The 22909-nt window shown below is 72.5% G+C and carries 17 protein-coding genes, 1 tRNA gene and 1 pseudogene; 14 read left to right on the top strand and 5 right to left on the bottom strand.

Features of this window, described 5'->3' with window-relative positions:
- Positions 1-19: 19 nt before the first annotated feature.
- On the bottom strand, positions 20-817 hold the full coding sequence (yaaA, locus tag B124_RS07950; RefSeq protein WP_496501960.1) for a peroxide stress protein YaaA: 798 nt from the start codon (positions 815-817) through the stop codon (positions 20-22).
- A 233-nt stretch (positions 818-1050) separates the two neighbouring features.
- Here yaaA and B124_RS07945 point away from each other — a divergent pair, with 233 nt between their 5' ends.
- Both B124_RS07945 and B124_RS07940 read left to right on the top strand, forming a co-directional pair.
- Positions 1051-2988 (top strand): right-handed parallel beta-helix repeat-containing protein, encoded by a 1938-nt coding sequence (locus B124_RS07945; RefSeq protein WP_496502044.1) that lies wholly within the window; start codon positions 1051-1053, stop codon positions 2986-2988.
- 246 nt (positions 2989-3234) lie between these two features.
- Entirely contained in the window at positions 3235-4302 is a 1068-nt protein-coding gene (locus B124_RS07940) for an IS110 family RNA-guided transposase (RefSeq protein ID WP_496501959.1), read from the top strand.
- Positions 4303-4420: 118 nt separating this feature from the next.
- Here B124_RS07940 and B124_RS07935 read toward each other — a convergent pair whose 3' ends face one another.
- Positions 4421-5095: an ANTAR domain-containing response regulator gene (locus B124_RS07935; protein WP_496501958.1), complete on the bottom strand. Its 675-nt coding sequence runs from the start codon at positions 5093-5095 to the stop codon at positions 4421-4423.
- An 89-nt stretch (positions 5096-5184) separates the two neighbouring features.
- Here B124_RS07935 and B124_RS07930 point away from each other — a divergent pair.
- The 3 genes from B124_RS07930 to B124_RS07920 all read left to right on the top strand — a co-directional run bounded on the left by B124_RS07930 (position 5185) and on the right by B124_RS07920 (position 7924).
- A tRNA-Leu gene (locus B124_RS07930) sits at positions 5185-5257 on the top strand.
- A 76-nt stretch (positions 5258-5333) separates the two neighbouring features.
- On the top strand, positions 5334-6113 hold the full coding sequence (locus B124_RS07925; RefSeq protein ID WP_496501957.1) for a transcriptional regulator: 780 nt from the start codon (positions 5334-5336) through the stop codon (positions 6111-6113).
- Between the two features lie 395 nt (positions 6114-6508).
- Positions 6509-7924 carry a lytic transglycosylase domain-containing protein gene (locus tag B124_RS07920; RefSeq protein WP_496502043.1) on the top strand — a complete coding sequence of 472 codons (1416 nt, stop codon included), beginning with the start codon at positions 6509-6511 and terminating at the stop codon, positions 7922-7924.
- A gap of 32 nt (positions 7925-7956) precedes the next feature.
- Here the strand turns inward: B124_RS07920 and hrpB are convergent, their stop codons facing one another.
- Positions 7957-10530, bottom strand: coding sequence for an ATP-dependent helicase HrpB (hrpB, locus tag B124_RS07915; RefSeq protein WP_496501956.1), 2574 nt, complete (start codon positions 10528-10530; stop codon positions 7957-7959).
- A 69-nt stretch (positions 10531-10599) separates the two neighbouring features.
- Positions 10600-11466, bottom strand: coding sequence for a class I SAM-dependent methyltransferase (locus B124_RS07910; RefSeq protein ID WP_496501955.1), 867 nt, complete (start codon positions 11464-11466; stop codon positions 10600-10602).
- 340 nt (positions 11467-11806) lie between these two features.
- Here B124_RS07910 and rpsA point away from each other — a divergent pair, with 340 nt between their 5' ends.
- The 4 genes from rpsA (at position 11807) to B124_RS07890 (ending at position 17854) form a co-directional block, all read left to right on the top strand.
- Complete coding sequence (gene rpsA, locus B124_RS07905) at positions 11807-13300, top strand: 30S ribosomal protein S1 (protein WP_496501954.1); 1494 nt, start codon at positions 11807-11809, stop codon at positions 13298-13300.
- A 175-nt stretch (positions 13301-13475) separates the two neighbouring features.
- Positions 13476-14651: a sensor histidine kinase gene (locus tag B124_RS07900; protein WP_496501953.1), complete on the top strand. Its 1176-nt coding sequence runs from the start codon at positions 13476-13478 to the stop codon at positions 14649-14651.
- Positions 14648-15316, top strand: coding sequence for a response regulator (locus tag B124_RS07895; RefSeq protein ID WP_496501952.1), 669 nt, complete (start codon positions 14648-14650; stop codon positions 15314-15316). The genes B124_RS07900 and B124_RS07895 overlap by 4 nt, the downstream gene beginning before the upstream one ends.
- Positions 15317-15580: 264 nt before the next feature.
- Positions 15581-17854 carry an MMPL family transporter gene (locus tag B124_RS07890; protein ID WP_496501951.1) on the top strand — a complete coding sequence of 758 codons (2274 nt, stop codon included), beginning with the start codon at positions 15581-15583 and terminating at the stop codon, positions 17852-17854.
- A gap of 91 nt (positions 17855-17945) precedes the next feature.
- Here B124_RS07890 and B124_RS07885 read toward each other — a convergent pair whose 3' ends face one another.
- Complete coding sequence (locus B124_RS07885) at positions 17946-19181, bottom strand: type 1 periplasmic-binding domain-containing protein (protein WP_496501950.1); 1236 nt, start codon at positions 19179-19181, stop codon at positions 17946-17948.
- 313 nt (positions 19182-19494) lie between these two features.
- Here B124_RS07885 and B124_RS07880 point away from each other — a divergent pair, with 313 nt between their 5' ends.
- The 5 genes and pseudogenes from B124_RS07880 to B124_RS07860 all read left to right on the top strand — a co-directional run bounded on the left by B124_RS07880 (position 19495) and on the right by B124_RS07860 (position 22847).
- Complete coding sequence (locus B124_RS07880) at positions 19495-20415, top strand: PAC2 family protein (protein WP_496501949.1); 921 nt, start codon at positions 19495-19497, stop codon at positions 20413-20415.
- A gap of 38 nt (positions 20416-20453) precedes the next feature.
- Complete coding sequence (gene coaE / locus B124_RS07875) at positions 20454-21074, top strand: dephospho-CoA kinase (protein WP_496501948.1); 621 nt, start codon at positions 20454-20456, stop codon at positions 21072-21074.
- A 110-nt stretch (positions 21075-21184) separates the two neighbouring features.
- Positions 21185-21550, top strand: coding sequence for a tetratricopeptide repeat protein (locus tag B124_RS07870; protein WP_027771297.1), 366 nt, complete (start codon positions 21185-21187; stop codon positions 21548-21550).
- A gap of 22 nt (positions 21551-21572) precedes the next feature.
- Positions 21573-21701: pseudogene (locus B124_RS07865) on the top strand (nitroreductase family protein); the annotation flags it as partial.
- Positions 21702-21980: 279 nt separating this feature from the next.
- On the top strand, positions 21981-22847 hold the full coding sequence (locus B124_RS07860; RefSeq protein WP_496501947.1) for a sugar phosphate isomerase/epimerase family protein: 867 nt from the start codon (positions 21981-21983) through the stop codon (positions 22845-22847).
- Positions 22848-22909: the final 62 nt, after the last annotated feature.

Raw genomic sequence — 22909 nt, 5'->3', positions numbered from 1 at the left:
CGGGCGGCTGGGTCTGCGGCTACAGCTCCGTCACCACCACGTCCAGCTCCCACGGCTGCCCCGCCCGCCGCGGCGGCTCTCCCTCCACCCGGTACCCCAGGTCGCGCAGCGTCGTGACCAATTGCTCGGGAGCGCGGGGCTTCGCGCCGGAGGTCAGCAGGTCGCGGAGGAGCCGGCCCTTCGTCGCCTTGTTGAAGTGGCTGACCACCGACCGCTTCTCCACCCCGTCCACCACCGTCGCGTGCAGCACCCGCACCGCCGCCGTGCGCGCCGCCAGTTCGCCGCGGGGCCGCCAGGCCGTCGCGTACGCCGACGAGCGCAGGTCGAGGACGAGCCCGCGCCCCGCAGCCGCCGGCAGGGCGGCGTCCAGCGGGCCGCGCCAGTACGCGCCGAGCGGGCCGGCGGCCGGGAGGCGTACGCCCATGGAGCAGCGGTACGCGGGGATGCGGTCGCCGATGCGGACGGCGCCCCACAGGCCGGAGAACACCAGCAGCGACGCCGACGCGCGCCGCTTCGCCGCGGCGTCGAGCGTGGCGAGGCCGAGCGCGTCGTAGAGCACACCGGTGTAGATCTGCCCCGCGGGCCGGGTGGGCGCGGTCCGCAGCCGGGCGTTGCGCGCCACTTCGCCGCGCAGTCCTTCGGTGAGGCCCAGCACGTCGGCGGCCTTCTCCTCGTCGGCGGCGCAGAGTGCGACCAGTTCGTCGAGGACGGCTTCGCGGGCGGCGGTGAGGCCGGGCAGGGAGAGCGTGCCGAGCTTCAGCGGGGCTCCGCGCCTGCCCTCGGCCTTGCCCTCGGACGGTGGCAGCAGTACGAGCACGAATCCTCCCGCGGTGACGTTTCCGGTTCCCCTCCGCCCTCCGGCAGCCTACCCGCGCGGCGCCGGCGGTCCGGACCGGGCGGCGTGCGCGGACCATTGACAAACCCGTGACCTGCCTCAAAACTCTGACTGCCACTCAGCAAGACATCGACTCTGTTACGCAAACTTACGTTGCTTTCTTGCAAAGAAGCAGCATGCACACTCTGTCAGTCCCCCACGGAACAGAGGACACCATGAAGTGGAAGCAGCTCAGACGGCGTGTGGCCGTCGGGATACCGGCGCTCGGCCTGGCCGCGATCGGGGTCCTGCCCCTCTCCGGCCCGGCCCTGGCCGGCGCCGCCCCCGGGTCCGGCGCCACCGGCGCCGCCGGTACGGGAGCCGCGGCCGGCGCTGCCGCCGCGGCCGGCGCGGAACTGCCCTACGCCGAGTACGAGGCAGAGGCCGGCACGTACGACGGCACCCTGCTGGAGGCCGACGCGAAGCGGACCTTCGGGCACACGAACTTCGCGTCCGAGTCCTCGGGCCGCCAGTCGGTGCGGCTGGAGAACACCGGCCAGTACGTCGAGTTCACCTCGACCGCCCCGACCAACTCCATCGTCGTCCGCAACTCCATCCCCGACGCACCGGGCGGCGGCGGCCAGGAGGCCACCATCAGCCTGTACGCCAACGGCGAGTTCGTGCAGAAGCTGGACCTGTCGTCCAAGCACAGTTGGCTCTACGGCAGCACCGACGACCCGGAGGGCCTGACCAACAACCCGCAGACCGACGCCCGCCGGCTCTTCGACGAGTCCCACGCGCTGCTGGAGCAGAGCTACCCGGAGGGCACCACCTTCCGCCTCCAGCGCGACGCCGACGACAGCGCCGCGTTCTACGTCATCGACCTGATCGACCTGGAGCAGGTCGCGCCGCCCGCCGAGAAGCCGGCCGCGTGCACGTCGATCACCGAGTACGGTGCCGTGCCCGACGACGGCGGCGACGACACCGAGGCCCTGCAGGCGGCCGTCACCGCCGACCAGAACGGCGAGATCGAGTGCGTCTGGGTCCCGCCGGGCCAGTGGCGGCAGGAGCAGAAGATCCTCACCGAGGACCTCGCCGGCGGCCAGTACAACCAGGTCGGCATCAGCAACGTCGACATCCGCGGCGCCGGCATGTGGCACTCGCAGCTCTCCACCCTGACCCCGCCGCACGAGGCCGGCGGCATCAACCACCCGCACGAGGGAAACTTCGGCTTCGACATCGACAAGAACACCAAGATCTCCGACCTGGCCATCTTCGGCTCCGGCACCATCCGCGGCGGCGACGGCGGCCAGGAGGGCGGCGTCGGTCTCAACGGCCGGTTCGGCGTCGGCACGGAGATCTCCCACGTGTGGATCGAGCACGCCAACGTCGGGGTCTGGGTCGGCCGCGACTACTCCAACAGGCCGGAGCTGTGGGGCCCCGCCGACGGGCTGAAGTTCAGCGGGATGCGGATCCGCAACACGTACGCCGACGGCATCAACTTCACCAACGGCACCCGCAACTCCGAGGTCGTCAACTCGTCCTTCCGCACCACGGGCGACGACTCGCTGGCGGTCTGGGCCAGCAAGTACGTGAAGGACCCGGCCACCGACATCGGCCACGACAACCACTTCCGCGACAACACCATCCAGCTCCCCTGGCGCGCGAACGGGGTCGCGATCTACGGCGGCTACGGCAACACCGTCGAGAACAACCTGATCTCCGACACGGCGAACTACCCGGGCATCATGCTCGCCACCGACCACGACCCGGTGCCGTTCACCGGCGAGACGGTGATCTCGGGCAACTCCCTGCACCGCTGCGGCGGCGCGTTCTGGGGCGAGGCGCAGGAGTTCGGTGCGATCACGCTCTTCCCGGCGGGCCAGCCGATCCCGGGCGTGACGATCAAGGACACCGACATCCACGACTCGACGTACGACGGGATCCAGTTCAAGACGGGCGGCGGGGAGATGCCGGACGTGACCATCTCGAACGTCTCGATCGAGAAGTCCAACAACGGCGCCGGCATCCTCGCCATGGGCGGCGCCCGCGGCAGCGCGAACCTCACGGGCGTCACCATCAGCGACTCGGCGGAGGGTGACGTGGTCATCGAGCCGGGGTCGCAGTTCGTGATCAACGGCTGGCCGGGGGCGGAGCGGCACCTCGGCCCGTAGCCGGAAGGACTGACAGTGATGATTGCTGTGGCTCCGTCCGAGGGTCTGACTCCAGGACTGACTGGCGCTTCGGCTGTCCTTGGGCGGATTCGTCGGCCGTCTGGGCGGAGCCATTGCGCGCGTGGCCGGTCGGGCATCTGTGACTTCATAGGAGCCCGGCCAAAGGTCCCATCACTGTCTTGTCCGTCTGCCCGACCGGCGCGTGCCCTCCTGTACGCGTCGTTCGGAAGGACATCAGGCTCCAGCATGGCAGCAGACGAGACAGCGGTCATCGGCGGCATCGACACCCANACCGACGTCCACCAGGCCGCGGTGATCGACACGGTCGGCCGGCACCTGGCCACCAAGGCGTTTCCCACCACCCCGGACGGCTACCAGCAGTTGCTGGACTGGCTCCGATCGCACGGCGAACTGCTGGCGGTGGGCCTGGAGGGCACCGGCGCCTACGGTGCCGAGGCCGCCCGCTTCTTGACCACCAACGGCGTCACCGTCGTCGAGGTCGACCGCCCCGACCGCAAGGCCCGCCGGGACAACGGCAAGTCCGACCCGGTCGACGCCTACGCCGCTGCCACCGCCGTGCTCTCCGGCCGGGCCTCGGGCACGCCGAAGACCCGCAACGGGATCGTAGAGGCCATCCGCACCCTGCGGGTGGCCCGCAGCTCGGCGGTCAAAGCTCGCACCCAGACCATCAACCAGATCCGCAATCTCATCGTGACGGCGCCCGCGGCGGTCCGCGAGAGACTGCGAGGTCTGGCCACCGGCGAGCTGATCGACACCCTGGCCCGGTCCCGTCCGGCCGGCGACCTCACCGATCCGCAGCACGCGGCCAGGATCACGCTGCGCAGGCTCGCCCGCCGCTATCAGCGGCTCTGCGAGGAGATCACCGAAGCTGACGCCGATCTGGGCCCGCTGGTCACCCAGGGCGCACCTCGGCTGATTGCCCTGCCCGGCGTCGGCCCCGAGACCGCGGGACAGTTGCTGACCACTGCCGGCGACAACCCCGACCGCCTGCGCTCGGAGGCTTCCTTCGCGCACCTGTGCGCCGCCGCCCCGATCCCGGCGTCATCGGGCCGCACACACCGCCACCGGCTCAACCGGGGAGGCGACCGGCAGGCCAACCGCGCTCTGCACACCATCGTGCTGGTCCGCATGCGCTACGACCAGCGCACCCGCGACTACGTCGCCAGACGCACCGCCGAAGGCATGACGAAGAAGGACATCGTCCGCTGCCTGAAACGGTTCGTCGCCCGCGAGGTCTACCACCACCTGCCCTGCCCTCAGATCACCACTGAACAGCTCACACAAGCCGCTTGACGATCTATAGGAGCTTCAGCCAGCGCACACCAGCGGCCCGTGCCCCGGGGAGGGGGGCACGGGCCGCCTGCACGCATCCGGGGCGCCGGCACGGGGCTATCCCTACCGGCCCCGCCCGCTAACCCTGCTTCTTCTTCGCCTTCTTCTCCGTGTCGTCCTCGATGACCGCCTCCGCCACCTGCTGCATCGACAACCGGCGGTCCATCGACGTCTTCTGAATCCACCGGAACGCCGCCGGCTCCGACAGCCCGTACTCGGTCTGCAGAATGCTCTTGGCCCGGTCCACCAGCTTCCGCGTCTCCAGCCGCTGCGTGAGGTCGACGACCTCCTTCTCCAGCGTCTTCAGCTCCGTATACCGCGACACCGCCATCTCGATCGCCGGCACCACGTCACCCTTGCTGAACGGCTTCACCAGATACGCCATGGCCCCCGCGTCTCGCGCCCGCTCCACCAGCTCCCGCTGGGAGAAGGCGGTGAGCATCAGCACCGGGGCGATCGAGTCGGCGGCGATCTGCTCGGCGGCGGAGATCCCGTCGAGCACGGGCATCTTCACATCCAGAATCACCAGATCCGGCTGATGCTCCCGCGCCAGCCGCACCGCGGTCTCCCCGTCCCCCGCCTCCCCGACGACGGTGTACCCCTCCTCCTCCAGCATCTCCTTGAGATCAAGCCGGATAAGGGCCTCGTCCTCGGCGATGACCACCCGGGTGGTCTGCGGCGGCACGTGCTCGTCGCCGTCGGCGGAGGCGGCGGCGACGTCCTCCGGGGTCTCGGGGGTCTCGGGGGCGCTCACGGTGCTCCTCGGGTATTGCCTGGCTGCGATAGGGGCACACACGAGGGTACCTACCTCTTGTAAGCTGAGCGTCGCCGCCTCTGGCGGATGCCCCGGTAGTCCAGCGGAAGAGACACGGTGCTCAAACCACCGACAGCGTGGGTTCGAATCCCACCCGGGGCACTTGATCTTCATACGATCCGGTGATCGGCTGCGATTTCCCCTCGTCCAGCCCGCCAGCTAGAGCACGCTCGTGCGCATGTATGATCTTGATACTCGCAAGCGCGCACTGGCCCTGGTCGCCCAGGGGCGAAGCCTGAACTCCGTGAGCAAGCAGATGGGAGTGTCCCGGTCGTCGATCCGCAGTTGGCTCGTGCGGCTGGAACCGCTCCCCTCCGTGGTGAGGCGAGCACAGTGTGTGCGCTGTCAGCCGCGGCCGAGCCCGCCTGCCGTTCCGGAGTCGTACGCCTACTTGCTCGGGTTATACCTGGGTGACGGATGCGTCAGCCGCCAGCACCGTAGCAACTACTCCCTACGCATCGCCTGCGCGGACGCGTGGCCGGGGCTCATCGATGCCTGCGCCGGCGCCATCCGTGCAGTGCGGCCAGAGAACAAGGTCGGCCGTGTGCAGCGGGAGGGATGTGTTGCCGTGACTAGCTGGAGCGTCCACTGGCCGTGCCTCCTCCCCCAGCACGGTCCGGGCAAGAAGCACGAGCGCCGGATCGCCGCCGAGCCGTGGCAGCAGGAGATCCTGGACCGGCATCCCTGGCCCTTCATCCGCGGCCTCATCCACTCCGACGGTTGCCGGATCACGAACTGGACCACTCGTCTCGTCGCGGGCCGGCGCAAGCGCTACGAGTACCCGCGTTACTTCTTCAGCAACAAGTCCGACGACATCCGCAAGCTGTTCACCGACACCCTCGACCGGGTCGGCGTCGAGTGGTCGACCCTGGCCCGCGGGTGCGATCCGTTCAACATCTCCGTCGCCAGGCGCGCGTCCGTCGCGCTCATGGACGCGCACGTCGGGCCGAAGTACTGACCCCCCGTCCCTCCTCCGACCTCTGGTATCCGAGGGGTGTCCGAGTGCCGTCACCGTTCATCCACAGGCGGTAGAACGCGGCATCAACTTGACGTATGGTCGCGAGCATTGCTGTGCGGGGGAGCCTGCAGACCTACGGGAGGGGACGGCGAGGCATGTCTGCGCCGACGCGACGACGACTGCGCAAGGGTGCGATGACCGCGGCGGTGGCCGCTGCCGCGATGGCGGCGCTCACGGCCTCCCAGGCGCCGGGGCTCTCCGCGGAGCCGGAGGCTCCCGGGAGGAGCGCTCCCGACCAGGCGCCGGGGGGCGGGGAGGACTCGATCACGGGTGGTTCTCCTTACTACACCGACCTGCCGCCGCTGGAGAGCGCCAACCCGTCGCCGGACGACGAGTTGGAGGACGAGGCCGACGAGTCCGGTATTCCGGCGACGGTTCTCGACGCGTACAAGCAGGCCGAGAGCCGGCTCGCGCGCAGCAATCCCGGGTGCAACCTGGAGTGGGAGTTGCTGGCGGCGATAGGCCGGGTGGAGTCGGGGCACGCCCGCGGCGGGGATGTGACCGCGGACGGTACGACGCGGAATCCCATCCTCGGCCCGGTGCTGAACGGCAATGGCTTTGCCAACATCACGGACACCGACGGCGGCGAGTACGACGGGGACGAGAGTCACGACCGTGCGGTCGGTCCGATGCAGTTCATTCCGTCGACGTGGGCGACGTGGGGCAGCGACGGCAACGACGACGGTGTGCGGAATCCGGACAATGTCTATGACGCGGCGCTGGCCGCCGGGCGGTATCTGTGTGCGGGTGGGCGTGATCTGTCCTCGCAGGACGATCTGGAAGCCGCCATTCTCGGGTACAACCACTCGAATTCGTATCTCCGTACGGTCCTGACCTGGTACGACTTCTACAAGGAGGGCGGCGCCGAGCCGGTGCCCGACGGCAGCGGCGCCGACCCGGGCGACCGCAGTGACGGCATCAACACGCCGTCCCCGTCGCCGAGCCCCTCGGACGGGGACAAGTCCGGTACGGGCGGCGGCGACGGCAAGGGGGATGGGAAGGGCGACGGTGAGCAGGGGGGCGGTGGCGACAGCAGCCCGGATCCCGGTGACACCTCGCCGCCCGATGACGACGACGATCCCGGCCAGCCGGCGCCGGTGATATCGGACCTGCGGGTGGCGAGCCCGCAGTCTTCCACCGCGTACACGGGTGCGGACTTCGCGGAGCGGCCGAAGGTGCGGGGCGTGACCTCGGACGGTGTCGGTGTTTCGGCGAGGACGATCACGTTCACCATCAGCGGCCAGACCGGTGCGGTCTTCGCCGGGGGTGGGAAGACCGCGTCCGTCACGACCAACAGCTCCGGTTATGCGACGGCGCCGGTGGTCAAGGCGGGCCAGTTGGCGGGCGGCTTCACGATCCGTGCGTCGGCGGGCAGCGGGGTGAGCCCGGTGGACTTCGCCGCCGAGGTGGAGGCGTCGTACGGTCTGGTGCGCGTGGGTGATGCGGCGTTGACGGCGGCTGCGGGCGGCGAGTTCGGCACCGTCGAGGCGAAGGTGACGTATCGGGGCGGTCCTGCCGTGGAGGCCCCGGTGACGGCGGCGATGGTCACGGAGGAGGGCGAGCCGAACGACAAGGGCCCGTTCTTCAAGGATGCGGAGGGCAATCCGGTCCGCAAGCTGAACCTGACGACGGCCGGGGACGGCACGGTGAAGCTGCCGACGGTCTTCGCCGGTGATGGGGCCGGGAAGTTCCTGATGCTGCTGACCACGAGCGAGGGTGTGACGCTGACGCTGGAGCTGACCGTCGAGTAGCGGCCCTGGCCGTACGAACGCCCGTCAGGGCTTCAGCGGCCGGCGTTCGTGCGGCGCGTGGTGTGCCGGGTGGGCGTGGCGGTGGCCGGGTCCTCGGGCCAGGGGTGCTTCGGATACCGGCCGCGCAGTTCGGCGCGGACCGCGGGGTAGCCGTGCCGCCAGAAGGAACCCAGGTCGGCGGTGACGGCGGCGGGGCGGCCCGCGGGTGACAGCAGGTGCACCAGGAGCGGTACGTGGCCGTCCGCGATCCGCGGCGTGCGGTCGAGGCCGAAGAGTTCTTGGAGCTTGACGGCGAGTACGGGCTGCTGCGGGTCGTCGTAGTCGATACGGATGCGGGAGCCGCTGGGCACCTCGATGCGTTCGGGGGCGAGTTCGTCGAGGCGGGCGGCTTCGCCGTGGGTCCAGGGGAGGAGTCCTCTCAGTACGCGGCCGGCGTCGGTGCGGCGTGGTTCGTCGTCGAGCCAGTCGTCGGCGCGGGCGAGGAGCGCGTCGTCGGAGACGTCGGGCCAGGGGGCGCCGAGTGCGCGGTGCAGGAAGGCCAGCCGGCGCCGTAGCGCGCGGGAGCCGTCGGACCAGTGCAGCAGGGCGGTGCCTTCGCGGTGCAGTCCGTCGAGGCGGGCGGTGTGGAGCAGGGCGGGGTCGGGGCGGGGGAGGGGGCGGGTGCGGAGTTCGATGGCGCCGAGGCGGGTGACGCGGCGGGCGAGGGTTTCGCGGCGTTCGGGGGACCAGGTGACTTCGTCTTCGGTGCTGAGCAGGGTTTCCGCTGCTTGGAGGGCGGTGTTCTCGTCGATGGGGGCGGCGAGCTGCAGCCGGGCTCCGGGGGCGCCGACGGGCCGGTCGGCGACGGCGACGGCGAGCCACGGCTGGCCGCGCAGGGGGGATTCGGCGCTGGTTTCTGCGCGTGTTCCGGATGCCATGAGGTAGGACCCCTGGCCGCGTCGGCGTGCGACGCGTTCGGGGAAGGCGAGGGCGGCGACGAGTCCGGCGACGGCGTCGTCGCCGGGCGGTGGGGTGTCGGTGCGGGGGGCGCGGTGCGCGTGCGGGGGTGCCGGGTCGGCTGCGGGGGTGCCGAGGGCGCGCCGCAGGCGCTGGGCTTCGCGGCGCCAGCGGGGGGCGTAGCTGTCGCCGCCGCGGCGGGCGCGGCGCCAGGCGGCGGCGAGGTCGTCGCCGTAGGTGCGGGGCGGCTGTTCGCTGAGCAGCGCGACGGCTTCGGCTGCCGCGCGGGGGCCGGCTTCGGCGGCGGCGTCGAGGAGGGCGCGGCCGAGCCGGGGGTGCAGGCCGAGGCCGGCGAGGCGGGTGCCGCGGGGGGTGGGGCGGCCGGCGGTGTCTACGGCGCCGACTGCTTGCAGTACGTCGCGGGCGGCGGCCATGGCGCCCGGCGGCGGGGGGTCGAGGAGGGCGAGTCCGGTGGCGTCGGGGTCGCCCCAGCAGGCGGCCTGGAGGGCGAAGCCGGTCAGGTCGGCGTGGGCGATCTCGGGTGCCGGGTGGCGCGGGAGCCGGTCGTTTTCTGCTTGTGACCAGCAGCGCAGGGCGAGTCCTGGGGCTTCGCGGCCGGCTCGGCCGAGCCGTTGTGCGGCGGTGGCGGCGGAGACGCGCACGGTCGTGAGTGCGCCGAGTCCGCGGGCGTGGTCCATGCGGGGTTCGCGGGCGAGGCCGCCGTCGACGACGGTCCGTACGCCGGGCACGGTGAGGCTGGTTTCGGCGACGGCGGTGGTCAGGATGGTGCGCCGCTGGCCGGGGGTGCTTCCGCGCAGGACGGCGTTCTGCACTTCTGCGGGCGCCTGGCCGTGGAGTTGGAGCACTTCTGCGGTGGTGCCGGTGAGGAGGCCGGCGACGCGGGCGATCTCGCCGACGCCGGGCAGGAAGCACAGGACGTCGCCGTCGGGCTGGCGGAGTGCTTCGCGTACGACGTCGGCGATGTGGGCCAGCAGCGCGGGGTCGACCCGGGTGCCGTGCGGGGGGCGTACGCCGGCGGGTGGGGGGCGGTAGCCGACGGTGACGGCGTGCATGGTGCCTTCGCCGCGTACGACGGGGGCGGGGGCGGTGCCGCCGGGGCCATCGGTGGCGGTGAGGAGCCGTGCCCAGGCGTCGGTGTCGGAGGTGGCGGAGGCGGCGACGAGCTGGAGTTCGGGGCGGAGGGCGGCGCGTATGTCGACGAGGAAGGCGAGTGCGGTGTCGGCGTCGAGGTGACGTTCGTGGCATTCGTCGAGCAGGACGGTGTCCACGCCGGGCAGCTCGGGGTCGCGCTGGAGGCGTTGGAGGAGGACTCCGGTGGTGACGACCTCGACCCGGGTGCGGGGGCCGGCGCGGCGTTCGCCGCGGACGGTGAACCCGATCCGCTGGCCGGTTTCCTCGCCGAGGAGCCACGCCATGCGGCGGGCGGCGGCCCGTGCGGCCATGCGGCGGGGTTCGGCGACGAGTACCCGGCGGGGCGGGGCGGGGGTGCCGGGGGCGAGTCCGGCGAGGGCCAGGGGCACGAGGGTGGTCTTGCCGGTGCCGGGCGGGGCGGCGAGTACGGCGACGCCGGGGCTGTCGAGGGCGGTGCGCAGGGCGGGCAGCGCGTGGCGTACGGGCAGGGCGTCGAGTGCGTCGGAGCGGATGGCCACGGACGCCAGTGTGCTACGGAGTGCGCCCGGTCTGCCGCCGGCCTCTCAGGCTGCTCCTCAGGCCGCTCCTCAGGCCGCTTCGCAGACGAAGACCGCTGTGCCGGGAATGAGGTGTCCGCGCAGCGGTGACCAGCCGCCCCATTCCTGGTCGTGCCACTGCGGCCACTCCGGCTCGATGAGGTCGAGCAGCCGGAAGCCGCCCTGCACGACGTCGCGGACCCGGTCGCCGAGCGTCCGGTGGTGTTCGACGTAGAGTGCGCGCCCGTCCTCGTCCTGCTCGACGTAGGGGGTGCGGTCGAAGTACGAGGCGGCGACGGACAGTCCTTCGGGGCCGGGTTCGTCGGGGAAGGCCCAGCGCACGGGGTGGGTGACGGAGAAGACCCACCGGCCGCCGGGCCGCAGCACGCGCCTGACTTCCCGCATCACCGTCACCGGTGCGGCGACGAACGGCACCGCGCCGTACGCGGAGCACGCCAGGTCGAACGTGTGGTCGCGGAACGGCAGCGCGGTCGCGTCGGCCTGCAGCAGCGGAAACGGCGAGGCTCCGTCCGTTTCGAGGTCTGTCAGGCGTGCGTGCTGGAGCTGGCGGTGCGAGAGGTCCAGCGCTACGGGCCGTGCCCCCTGCGCGGCGAGCCAGCGGGAGCACTGCGCCGCGCCGGCGCCCACTTCCAGCACTGTGCGTCCCGGGAGCGAGTCCGCCGGGCCGAGCAGCCGCGCTTCGGCCTCGTCGAGTCCTTCCGGGCCCCAGATGAAGCGCGCGCCGTCGGCGCCGCCGAGGAAGCCGCCGTGCTCGCGCTGGTAGTCGTCGGCGTTGCGGTCCCACCAGCCGCGGCTTGCCTGCCGGGTTTCCCGCGCGGGGACGGGCCGTCGGGTAGCCTCTGCCGGAGCATCCGCATCAGAGGCACCGCCGGCCTCATTTTCGTACTTATGGACCATGGGCCGGACCCGTCGTAGTACCTTCCTGCCACGCGCGAGAGTGACGGAGCGCCACTGCTGCCGGGTATGGGGCGGCATGCCCCAGGTGCACTCTTCGCGCATTGACCATGCCCGGCTGCCCCCGTATGCTACAAGTTGCGCTGCGGGCCTGCGTGCCTCGGACGGAGCAGGCTGCGCTCGCATCTGTTGTATGTCCCCTCGGTTCACGAGGCGCTGCCGGGCCCCACCTGTGGGGCTGGGAGAGCGCCTCTCAGGCTGTCCGGCTTCGGCGGTGCGATCACAGGGCTCTCGGCGTGGAGTGACGACGACTCAACTTGCCCGTACCGGAGCCCAATCCCACATGACGAGCAGCACCGAGAACACCGCGGCCGCCACGACTCAGGTCGCGGTCAACGACATCGGTTCCGAGGAAGCCTTCCTCGCCGCGATCGACGAGACGATCAAGTACTTCAACGACGGCGACATCGTCGACGGCGTCATCGTGAAGGTCGACCGGGACGAGGTCCTGCTCGACATCGGCTACAAGACCGAGGGTGTCATCCCTTCCCGGGAGCTCTCGATCAAGCACGACGTCGACCCGAACGAGGTCGTCGCCGTCGGTGACGAGATCGAGGCCCTTGTGCTCCAGAAGGAGGACAAGGAAGGCCGGCTGATCCTCTCGAAGAAGCGCGCGCAGTACGAACGCGCCTGGGGCACCATCGAGAAGATCAAGGAAGAGGACGGCATCGTCACCGGTACCGTCATCGAGGTCGTCAAGGGCGGTCTCATTCTCGACATCGGCCTGCGGGGCTTCCTGCCCGCATCGCTGGTCGAGATGCGCCGCGTGCGCGACCTGCAGCCCTATGTCGGCAAGGAGCTCGAAGCCAAGATCATCGAGCTGGACAAGAACCGGAACAACGTGGTTCTGTCCCGCCGTGCCTGGCTCGAGCAGACCCAGTCGGAGGTCCGCCAGACCTTCCTCACCACCCTGCAGAAGGGCCAGGTGCGGTCGGGTGTGGTCTCCTCGATCGTCAACTTCGGCGCCTTCGTGGACCTGGGTGGCGTGGACGGCCTGGTGCACGTGTCCGAGCTGTCCTGGAAGCACATCGACCACCCCTCCGAGGTCGTCGAGGTCGGCCAGGAGGTCACGGTCGAGGTCCTGGACGTCGACATGGACCGCGAGCGGGTCTCGCTGTCCCTGAAGGCGACCCAGGAAGACCCGTGGCAGCAGTTCGCACGCACGCACCAGATCGGTCAGGTCGTGCCCGGCAAGGTCACGAAGCTGGTGCCGTTCGGTGCGTTCGTCCGCGTGGATGAGGGCATCGAGGGCCTGGTCCACATCTCCGAGCTGGCCGAGCGCCACGTGGAGATCCCGGAGCAGGTCGTCCAGGTCGGCGATGAGATCTTCGTCAAGGTCATCGACATCGACCTGGAGCGCCGCCGCATCAGCCTCTCGCTGAAGCAGGCGAACGAGACCTTCGGGCCCGACCCGATGGCCGTCGAGTTCGACCCGACGCTCTACGGCATGGCCGCCTCGTACGACGACCAGGGCAACTACATCTACCCCGAGGGCTTCGACCCGGAGACCAACGAGTGGCTCGACGGGTACGAGAAGCAGCGCGAGGAGTGGGAGGGCCAGTACGCCGAGGCCCACACCCGCTTCGAGCAGCACCAGGCGCAGGTCGTCAAGTCCCGCGAGGCCGACGCCCAGGCGGCGGCCGAGGCGGGCGACTCGGCGCCTGCCCCGTCCGGCGGCGGTTCGTACTCCTCCGAGGGTGCCGACGACTCCGGCGCGCTGGCCTCGGACGAGGCGCTGGCGGCGCTCCGCGAGAAGCTGGCCGGCGGCCAGAGCTGACCGCAGGCTGACCGCAGCCAGGACACAGCACGACAGACGGAAGCCCGTCGTCCCTTCGGGGGCGGCGGGCTTCCGCTGTGTGCGCCCGTGCGCCCCGCCCGGGGCGTACGGCGGGCGGCGTGGGGCTCTGTGCCTGCGCTCCAGGGCGTGCGCCCCGGGCACGTACGCTGGGACCATGCCCGTGCCCGTACGTCAGCTCCGCCTGCCGCAGGGCCGTGCGGCGGATGCCGCCCTCGCGGCCGGGATGGGCGTGCTGGTGGCGCTGGGCACGATGCAGGCGTTCGTCGGCCAGCGCCGGGAGCCCTGGGCGACGACCGCGCTGGGCTGGGCGCTGATCGCGCTCGCCTGCGGGTCGCTGTACGCAGTCCGCCGCCGTCCGGTCGCCGTGGCGGCGTTCGTCGTCCTGGCCGTCGGCGTCTACTACGTGAGCAGCGCGTACGACGGCCCGCTGTTCGTCGTGCTCGTCGTCGCGCTGTACTGCGTGGCCGCCGCGGGGCGGCTGCGCGCGGCGGCGGTGCTGGGCGCACTCGTCGTCGCCGGCACCGCCGCGGGCACGCTGTCGGGGAATGACAACGTCAACGGCGTCGCGCTGTTCATGCTCACCGGCTGGGTGGTCGCCGTGGTGGCGCTGGGCGCGATGTGGCACGGGCGGCGCGCGCACGTCGAGGGGGAAGCGCGCCGGCGCGCGACCGAGGAACGGCTGCGCATCGCACGCGAGTTGCACGATGTCATCGGGCACAACATCTCGCTCATCAACGTCCAGTCGGGCGCCGCCCTGCACCGGCTGAAGAAGAGCGACGCCCCGGACCCGGCCGCCGCCGACGCGCTGGCCACCATCAAGGAGACCAGCCGCGAGACGCTGCGCGAGCTGCGCACCACGCTGGGGGTGCTGCGGCAGGTCGACGACGAGGCGCCCACGGCGCCCGCGCCCGGGCTGGCGCGCCTGGGCGAGCTGACGGAGCGGGCCGCGGACACGGCGGGGCTGCGGGTCCGGACGGAGGTGGCGGGCGCGGAGCGGGCGCTGCCGGCGGAGCTGGACCTGACCGCGTACCGCGTCGTACAGGAGTCGCTGACGAACGTCGCGCGGCATGCGCGGGGGGCCACGTCCGTGACCGTACGCCTGGACTACGGTGAGTGCGAGCTGCGGCTGACGGTGGCGGACGACGGGCGGGGCGCCGAGGCCGGTGCCGCCGCCTCCGGGAGTGCAGCGGCCGGCGGCAGCGGCATCGGCGGGATGCGGGAGCGGGCGCGGGCGGTCGGCGGGGAGCTGGCCGCGGGGCCGCGGCCGGACGGCGCCGGCTTCGTCGTCACCGCCCGGCTGCCCTACGGAACGGAGCACGCCCAGGCATGATCAGGATTCTGCTCGCGGACGACCAGAAGCTGGTGCGCGCCGGCTTCCGCTCGATGCTGGAGGACGAGGACGACCTCGACGTGGTCGGGGAGGCGGGCGACGGTGCCGAGGCGGTGGCCGCGTGCCGCGAACTGCGCCCCGACGTCGTCCTGATGGACATCCGGATGCCGGGCACCGACGGCCTGGAGGCCGCCCGGCAGATCGCCGCGGACGAGCGGCTGGCGGACGTGCGGGTCGTCATCCTGACGACGTTCGACCTCGACGACTACGTCTACGCGGCGCTGCGGGCCGGCGCCGCGGGGTTCCTGGTCAAGGACACCGAGCCGGAGGAGCTGGTCCACGCGGTACGGGTGGCGGCGCGCGGCGACGCGCTGATCAGCCCGTCGGTGACGCGGCGGCTGATCGCCGAGTTCGCCGGGCGGGTGCGGGCGCCCGAGCCGGGCCCGCGGCTGAACGCGCTGACGGAGCGGGAGACCGAGGTGATGCACCTGGTCGCGGCGGGGCTTTCGAACGACGAGATCGCGGCGCGGCTGGTGCTCAGCCCGGCGACGGCCAAGACGCACGTGAGCCGGATCATGACGAAGCTGGGGGTGCGGGACCGGGCGCAGTTGGTGGTGCTGGCGTACGAGTCGGGGATGGTCCGGCCCGGGTGGCTGGCGCCCTGACGCGTTGCGGTCCGGGACCGTGTCCCCGGGTCGTGCGGGGAGCCGCCGTTGCGGGGCGGCCGTGCCGTAGCGGGCCGTCGGTGACCGGGCACGTCGATGTCGGTGGGGCGGCCTACCCTTGGGCGGGAATGCGGGGGGAGGCGGGTTCGGGGCGCGGACGCAACCTGGGGAGTACGGGGCGGGCGGGGCCGCAACCGGTGGGGTAGAGCAGTTGCCTTCACCGGGCCGATGTGGGCACCCCGGGCGGCCCGGCACGCTGGCGGCATGTCCGCACACAGCACTGATCCGCCCTCCGCAGCCACCGGCGCACGCCCCGGTCTCTTCGCGCGTGTCGCCGGCTGGTCGGGCCGGCGCCGCCGGCTCTCGATCCTGCTCTGGGTCGTCGTCCTCCTCGGTGTGACCGGCGCCTCCCAGGCCGTCGGAGGCAACTGGCGCAACGACTTCGCCCTGCCCGGCACCGACTCCCAGGCCGCCACCGACCTGCTGGAGCGGCACGGTTCCGCGCAGGCGGGCGACAGCGTGGAGATCGTGTTCAGGAGCGAGCGCGGGATGGCCGCGGCGGGCACCGAGCGGGACGTCGAGCGCATGCTGGAGCAGGTGCGCGGGCTGCCGAGCGTCGTGGACGTGCGCAGCCCGTACGCCGACGGCCAGGCGGCGGTCTCCGGGAACGGCGACATCGCGTACGCCACCGTCACCCTGGACGACAAGGCGGACCTCGTACCGAAGGCGGACGTCAAGAGGATCATCGACACCGCGCAGGCGGCCGGGAGCGACGCGCTGCAGGTCGAGTTGGGCGGCGACGCCGTCCGCGGCGCCGAGGAGGCGGGCGGCGGCCCCGCCGAGGGCGCGGGCGTGTTCGCCGCGCTGATCATCCTCGTGCTGCTCTTCGGCTCGCTGGTGGCCGCCGCCGTGCCGCTGGTCACCGCGCTGTTCGCGGTCGGCACCGCGATCGGCCTGATCACGCTGGCCGGGCACGTCTTCTCCGTCGCCGACTTCACGCCGCCGGTCATGATGCTCGTCGGCCTCGGCGTCGGCGTCGACTACGCGCTGCTCATCTTCTACCGGTACCGGCACGAGCTGGTCCGCGGCGCCGACCGGGACAGCGCCGCGCGGATCGCGCTCGACGTCGCCGGGCGCACCGTCTTCTTCGCCGGCTGCACGGTCATCATCGCCCTCCTCGGCCTGGTCGCCCTCGGCCTCGGCGCGCTGCAGGGCGTGGCCCTCGCGGTGGCGCTGACCGTCCTGGTCACCATGGCCGCGTCGCTGGTGCTGCTGCCCGCGCTGCTCGCCGTGCTCGGCCGGCGCATCCAGCGAAATGTGCGGGCGCACGCCGAGAAGGCGGCGGCCAAGGGCAGGACCGAGGGCCGCCGCTGGCGCGCCCTGGCGGCTGCCGTGCAGCGCCGTCCGCTGCCCGCGCTGGTCGCCGCCCTGGTCGCCCTGCTGGCCCTGTCGGCGCCCGCGCTCGGCATCCGGCTCGGCTTCGCCGACGCCGGCAACGACCAGACCTCCACCACCAGCAGGAAGGCGTACGACCTGCTCGCCGAGGGCTTCGGCCCCGGCTTCAACGGTCCGCTCTTCGTCGTCGCGCAGGGCGGCGGCGGCACCGGTGCGGCCGAGGCGGGGGAGCAGGCGCAGGCCAGGATCGAGCAGGTCGACGGCGTCGCCGCGACCACCCCGCCGCTGCCGTCCGGGGACGGCGAGGCCGCCACCGTCATGGTCTTCCCCGCCTCGGCGCCGCAGGACGCCCAGACCGCGGACCTCGTGCACGACCTGCGCGACGACGTGCTGCCGTCGCTGGAGGCGGAGACGGGCACGGAGTACCTGGTGGGCGGCGCCACCGCCGCCGCCCAGGACTTCTCCGACAAGGTCGCCGACCGGATGCCGCTGTTCGTCGCCCTCGTCGTCGGGCTGTCGACGCTGCTGCTGATGATGGTGTTCCGCTCCCTGTGGATCCCCCTCAAGGCGGCGGTGCTGAACCTGCTGTCCATCGGGGCCGCGCTCGGCGTGATCACGCTGGTGTTCCAGGAGGGCTGGTTCGGCGTGCAGCAGGGGCCCATCGAGGCGTTCATCCCCGTGATGATCTTCGCGATCGTCTTCGGGCTCTCCATGGACTACGAGGTCTTCCTCGTCTCCCGGATGCACGAGGAGTGGGAGCGTACGAAGAACGCCTCGCACGCGGTGCGCGAGGGGCTCGCCGTCACCGGGCAGGTGATCACGGCCGCGGCGCTGATCATGATCGTGGTGTTCGCGGCGTTCATCCTCAGCCCGGACCGGATGCTCCAGCAGTTCGGCCTGGGACTTGCGACGGCGATCCTGCTGGACGCCCTGCTCATCCGCTGCCTGGTGGTGCCTGCGGTGATGCAGTTGCTCGGCCGGTACGCCTGGTGGCTGCCGGCTCCGCTGGCCAGGATGCTGCCGAAGGTGGCGCTGGAGCGTCCCGAGGGGCCCGACGGGTCTGTGGGGGCTGAGAGGGCTGAGAGGGCCGTGGGGCACGACGGGCCGGAGTGGTCCGAGCAGCAGGGGGCCGGGGTCCCGTAGGCCACCGGCTGCCGGCGAGCGTGCGGTCCGCCCGCGGGGGCGGACCGCACATTTGTTCGTACCGCAGGCGCGGGGTGGCGGCCGTACGCCCTCAGCGGCGCTGCTGCGCCTCCTGGTGCCACCGGCCGCCCTCCCGGCGGTCGAGCCACACCACCGGATGCGCCTCGGCCTGCGACAACTGCGTCCACCAGCCGCCCAGCGTCCCCCGTACCGGCACCGTCGGCAGCGCCTCGGCCAGCGCCGCGCGCGCCATGTCCGGCTCGTTGCTGTTGCGCTCGGCCGCCGAGACGGTGTCCCAGGCGGAGAGCATGGCGCGGGCCGCGTCGTAGGTCTCGACGGCGTACGGGCGGGTGGCCAGGTCGTCGCCGAGGGCCTGGCGGACGGCGGCGCGGCGGTCTGCGTCGGGGTCCAGGCGGACGTCGTAGTGGCCGCGGACGGTCAGCCAGCCGTCCGGTACGGAGAAGTCCCCGTCGGCGGCAGCGTTGCGGCCGGTGCACGTCGGCGCGGTCGGGTCCCACATGGCCTTCACGCCGTCGAAGCCGCTGTCCTCCACCTGCTCCAGCCACGTGTCCAGGCTCTGCGCCCCGCCCTGAAGGAACACCGCGTCCGGCTGGAACCTGTCGATGCCGTCGGCGGGCTGCCCCGCGTCGTCGGCGTGCACCTCGACGCCGTCCGCGAGCAGCCGGTCGACCAGCGCCCGGGTGGGGCCGGCGGCGGTGTCGCCGCGGACGTAGACCTTGCGGACCCCGGGTGCGGCGGCGAGGTAGCGGGCCATGACGACGCCCATGTCGGCGGTGGAGGCGGAGGAGCGCAGCTCGCCCGTGTCGGCGTAGCGCGGCTCGGGGCTCTGGCCGGCCCCGTCGTGGCGGCAGGCGCGTACGACGGGGAGGCGGAAGGACGTCAGGCCGCTCTCCGGCAGGTTGAGGGCGGGGTCGCCGCCGACGACTCCGGTCAGGCCCGGTTCCAGCTCCAGCCAGTGGGCTATCAGCCGGCCGTTCTGGGGCTCGGTGGACTCCTTGTGGGCGGTGAGGTCCGCGACGCCCAGCGGGGGTGTCGCCACGCCGCCGCTGCCGCCGGCGCCGCCGCCGTGGTCGGCGAGCGCCCGGGCCACGCTCCCGGCAAGGACGGCGTCCCGGCCGCGGCCCGTGCCGGCGTCCCCGAGGGCGCCGATGCGGTACACGCCGGTGAACGCGGCGGCCGTGGTGGCGTCGGGCGACGGATCCCCCGCCCGTCTCAGTCCGGTGCCGCCCGGCCAGGCGGACACGACGATGCTCGCGATCACGAGGACGCTGGCACCGATGGCGGCGAGCGTGAGGGAGCGCGACACCTGGCGCCGTCCCCCTCGGCGGGGCCGCAGCGGCTCCCGCAACCCGCCGCGCCCGTCCGGGACTTCTCCTCCCGGCCCCTCCTCAGGCACGACGACCCCCTCCTTCCGCCGAGAAGGACGCTATCCGCCGCGGCGAGGTTCCGCCGCCGTACGGCATGATCCAGCCAGTTGATCCGGCCGCTTTCCGCGGCGGGTTCCGACGGCGGGCAGCCGCGCTGACCTGGTGTACGGGTGGCCGTGGCGGCCGTGGGCAGAATCCGTCCGCGTCACCGGGAATCACCGCGGGCACGCGGGGCGTTACACGCTCATGAGCATGTACGAATGGGACCCCAGCGGGCTCGCGGCCGTCGACGCGGTGCTGGAGCACGACTCGGCGGGGCTGACCCTGCTCTACCACCTCGAAGGCTTCATCGACGCCGGCGAGACCGGCACCCAGATCAGCGAGCGGCTGCTCGACGACCTGCCGCACGAGGTCGTCGCCCGTTTCGACCACGACCGGCTCGTGGACTACCGCGCGCGCCGGCCCCTCATGACGTTCCGCCGCGACCACTGGGCCGCGTACGATGTCCCCCACCTCGAACTGCACCTCGTGCGCGACGCGACCGCCAGCCCGTTCCTGCTGCTGTCGGGCCCGGAGCCGGACGTGGAGTGGGAGCGCTTCGCCGAGGCCGTCCGCGAGATCGTGGAGCGGCTGAACGTGCGCCTGGCCGTCAACTTCCACGGCGTCCCCATGGGCGTGCCGCACACCCGCCCGGTGGGCCTCACGCCGCACGGCAACCGCACCGACCTGGTGCCGGGCCACCGCAGCGTCTTCGACGAGGCCCAGGTCCCCGGCAGCGCCGACGCGCTGCTGGAGTTCCGGCTCGGCGAGGCCGGGCACGACGTCCTCGGCGTCGCCGCGCACGTGCCGCACTACCTGGCCCGCACCCCGTACCCGGACGCGGCGCTGACGGTCCTGGAGGCGATCACCTCCGCGACGGGCCTCGTCCTGCCGGGCGTGGCGCACGCGCTGCGCTCCGAGGCGCTGAAGGTGCAGAACGAGATCGAGCGCCAGGTCGACGAGGGCGACGAGGAACTGGTCGGCATGGTCCGCGGGCTTGAGCACCAGTACGACGCGCTGGCCGGCGGCGACGACCGGGAGAACCTGATGGCCGAGCCCGCGGAGCTGCCCTCCGCGGACGAGCTGGGCAACGCCTTCGAGCAGTTCCTCGCGGAGCGCGAGGAAGGGGACTGACGGGCGGAGCGCGCGCGTACGCGGCCTACGCTGGACCCATGCTGACGGTGGGACTGACCGGCGGGATCGGCGCCGGCAAGAGTGCGGTGGCGCAGTTGCTGGCCTCGTACGGAGCGGTGCTCGTCGACTCGGACACGATCGCCCGCGAGGTGGTGGCGCCGGGCACCGAGGGGCTGGCCGCGGTCGTCGCGGAGTTCGGGGCGGAGGTGCTCGCCGCGGACGGCAGCCTGGACCGGGCGAAGCTCGGCGGCATCGTCTTCGCCGACGCCGGGCGGCGCCAGGCCCTCAACGCGATCGTCCACCCCCTGGTCCGGGCCCGCTCCGCCGCGTTGCAGGAGGCGGCGGGCGCGGACGCGATCGTCGTGCACGACGTGCCGCTGCTGGCCGAGAACAACCTTGCCGGGCTGTACGACGTCGTCGTAGTCGTCGACGCCGCGCCCGCCACCCAGCTCGACCGGCTGGTGCGGCTGCGCGGCATGACGGAGCACGAGGCGCGCGCCCGGATGGCGGCGCAGGCCACGCGCGAACAGCGGCTGGCGATCGCCGACATCGTCGTGGACAACGACGGGACGCCGGAGGAGCTGGCGGAGCGGGTACGGAAGGTCTGGGAGGAACTGGTGGCACGCAAGGGGATCAGGGGGCGGAACAGCGGGGCATGATCCCGTATTGGGAGGCGAGGTGCCTCCCGGTTGCCCCGGGGAAACAGAAGACGGAACGCACAAGGCAAGACGCCATACGCAAGACGGGGAAGACGAGGAGGGAGTCCGCCGTGGCCGAGCGCAGCCCGGAGACCGACGTCGTCGACTACCGGGCGGCCGAGCAGTTGCTCGCCGCCCGCGATCCGCGCGGCGCGGTCCAACTGCTCGACCCGCTGGTCGAGGCCCATCCCGAGAAGGTCTCGCCGCGGCTGCTGCGCGCCCGCGCGTACTTCATGAGCGCCCGTCTCCGCGCGGCGGAGGCCGACTTCCGCACGGTCATCGACCGGGAACCGGACAACGCCTACGCGCACTTCGCGCTGGCCCGCACGCTGGAGCGGGCCGGGGGCGACCCGGACGAGGTGCGGCGGCACTTCCGGCTGGCGGCGGCGCTCGACCCGCGGCCGGACTTCGTGGACGCGGCGGGCTTCGAGGAGTAGAGGAGCGGCGGCGGCGCGGCACAGCGAGGTGTGCGAGCGACCGCCGGAGGAGCGGGTGGCGTACGTGATCCCGGTCGGCTATCCGGCCCACGGGGCGCGGGTGCCCGACATCCGGCGCAAGGACCTGGACGACGTGCTGGTCCGGCTCTGAGGCGTCGGCGCGCTGTTTGGGGCGCGCGCGGGATGCGGCGTGCGCTGGGCTGCGCTTTCGTGCGCCTGGTTGGACTCTGTGTGCCGCAGAAGTTGCCGTGGATGCCGAACCGTTGACCGCGTGACGCAGGCCGCTTACGCTGATGCGCGCATGCCAGTAAGCGCTTTCTGGGCGGACTCGTCAGACGCGGGAGAGGCGGTTGTGCGCATGAACGGCAGGCACGAGAGGGACCAGGGAGCCGACGGAGCCAGAGGGTCCCGGAGGCCGGCGAACAGCGGGATGGGACGGCGCGCGCTGCTCACCGCGGCGCTCGGCGCCGGCACCGCCGCCGCCCTCGGCGGCACGGCCGGGTCCGCTGCGGCGGCCGGCACGGCGGGCCGCTGCGGCGACCGGCGTATTCCGCCGGGGGGCCTCGGTATGCACCTCTACACCATGCGCGGGCCCCTGGCCACGGACTTCGCCGGCACGCTGGGGCAGTTGTCCGACATCGGCTACGCCACCGTCGGCGTCAGCGGGCGGCACGGCCACACCGCCCAGCAGATCCGCGACATGATCGACGACGCCGGCCTGGAGGCCGTGCTGGAGCACGTCGCGTACAGCATCGTCTCCGGCAGCGGGCTGCCGCAGGCGATCGAGGACGTCCACACCCTGGGCGGCAAGTGGGTCGTCGTCCCCAGCCTGCCCGGCGCCATGCACACGCCGGACGGCTTCCGCGAGGCCGCGCGGGTCCTGAACGAGGCGGGCCGCGCCTGCCGGGACGCCGGCCTGCAGCAGGTGCTCTTCCACAACCACGGCAGCGACCACGCCACGGTCGACGGTGAGGTGCTCTTCGACATCCTCGTCAACGAGACCGACCCCCAGCTGGTCGCCTTCGAGTTCGACGTGTACTGGGCAACGCGCGGCGGCGCCGACCCGCTCACGTACTTCCGCCGGTACCCGGGCCGCTTCCCCGCGCTGCACGTCAAGGACATGGCGGAGAACGGCGACTTCGCCGACGTCGGCTCCGGCGTGCTGGACTTCCCGGGGATGTTCCAGGGGGCGAAGAGCGGCGGGGTCATGCAGTGGCTCGTCGAGCACGACAACCCGGCGGACCCGTTCGCGACGGCGCGCAACAGCTACGAGTACCTCGCGGCGCTGCGCTACTGAGACGCGCGGCCGGCCCTGCGGCGCCGCCGCGACGCGGGCGGCGTACCGGGTGCTTGTGGCGC

This window comes from Streptomyces sp. CNP082 (assembly GCF_059570535.1).
This window is presented reverse-complemented; position numbering and strand designations above follow the sequence as displayed.

Coding starts and splice junctions, on each gene's coding strand:
- B124_RS07890 (WP_496501951.1), top strand. CDS start 15,581: ATGTCCGCACACAGCACTGATCCGCCCTCCGCAGCCACCGGCGCACGC.
- B124_RS07895 (WP_496501952.1), top strand. CDS start 14,648: ATGATCAGGATTCTGCTCGCGGACGACCAGAAGCTGGTGCGCGCCGGC.
- B124_RS07945 (WP_496502044.1), top strand. CDS start 1,051: ATGAAGTGGAAGCAGCTCAGACGGCGTGTGGCCGTCGGGATACCGGCG.
- B124_RS07860 (WP_496501947.1), top strand. CDS start 21,981: ATGGGACGGCGCGCGCTGCTCACCGCGGCGCTCGGCGCCGGCACCGCC.
- rpsA (WP_496501954.1), top strand. CDS start 11,807: ATGACGAGCAGCACCGAGAACACCGCGGCCGCCACGACTCAGGTCGCG.
- B124_RS07880 (WP_496501949.1), top strand. CDS start 19,495: ATGTACGAATGGGACCCCAGCGGGCTCGCGGCCGTCGACGCGGTGCTG.
- B124_RS07910 (WP_496501955.1), bottom strand. CDS start 11,466: ATGGTCCATAAGTACGAAAATGAGGCCGGCGGTGCCTCTGATGCGGAT.
- B124_RS07925 (WP_496501957.1), top strand. CDS start 5,334: ATGTATGATCTTGATACTCGCAAGCGCGCACTGGCCCTGGTCGCCCAG.
- B124_RS07900 (WP_496501953.1), top strand. CDS start 13,476: ATGCCCGTGCCCGTACGTCAGCTCCGCCTGCCGCAGGGCCGTGCGGCG.
- coaE (WP_496501948.1), top strand. CDS start 20,454: ATGCTGACGGTGGGACTGACCGGCGGGATCGGCGCCGGCAAGAGTGCG.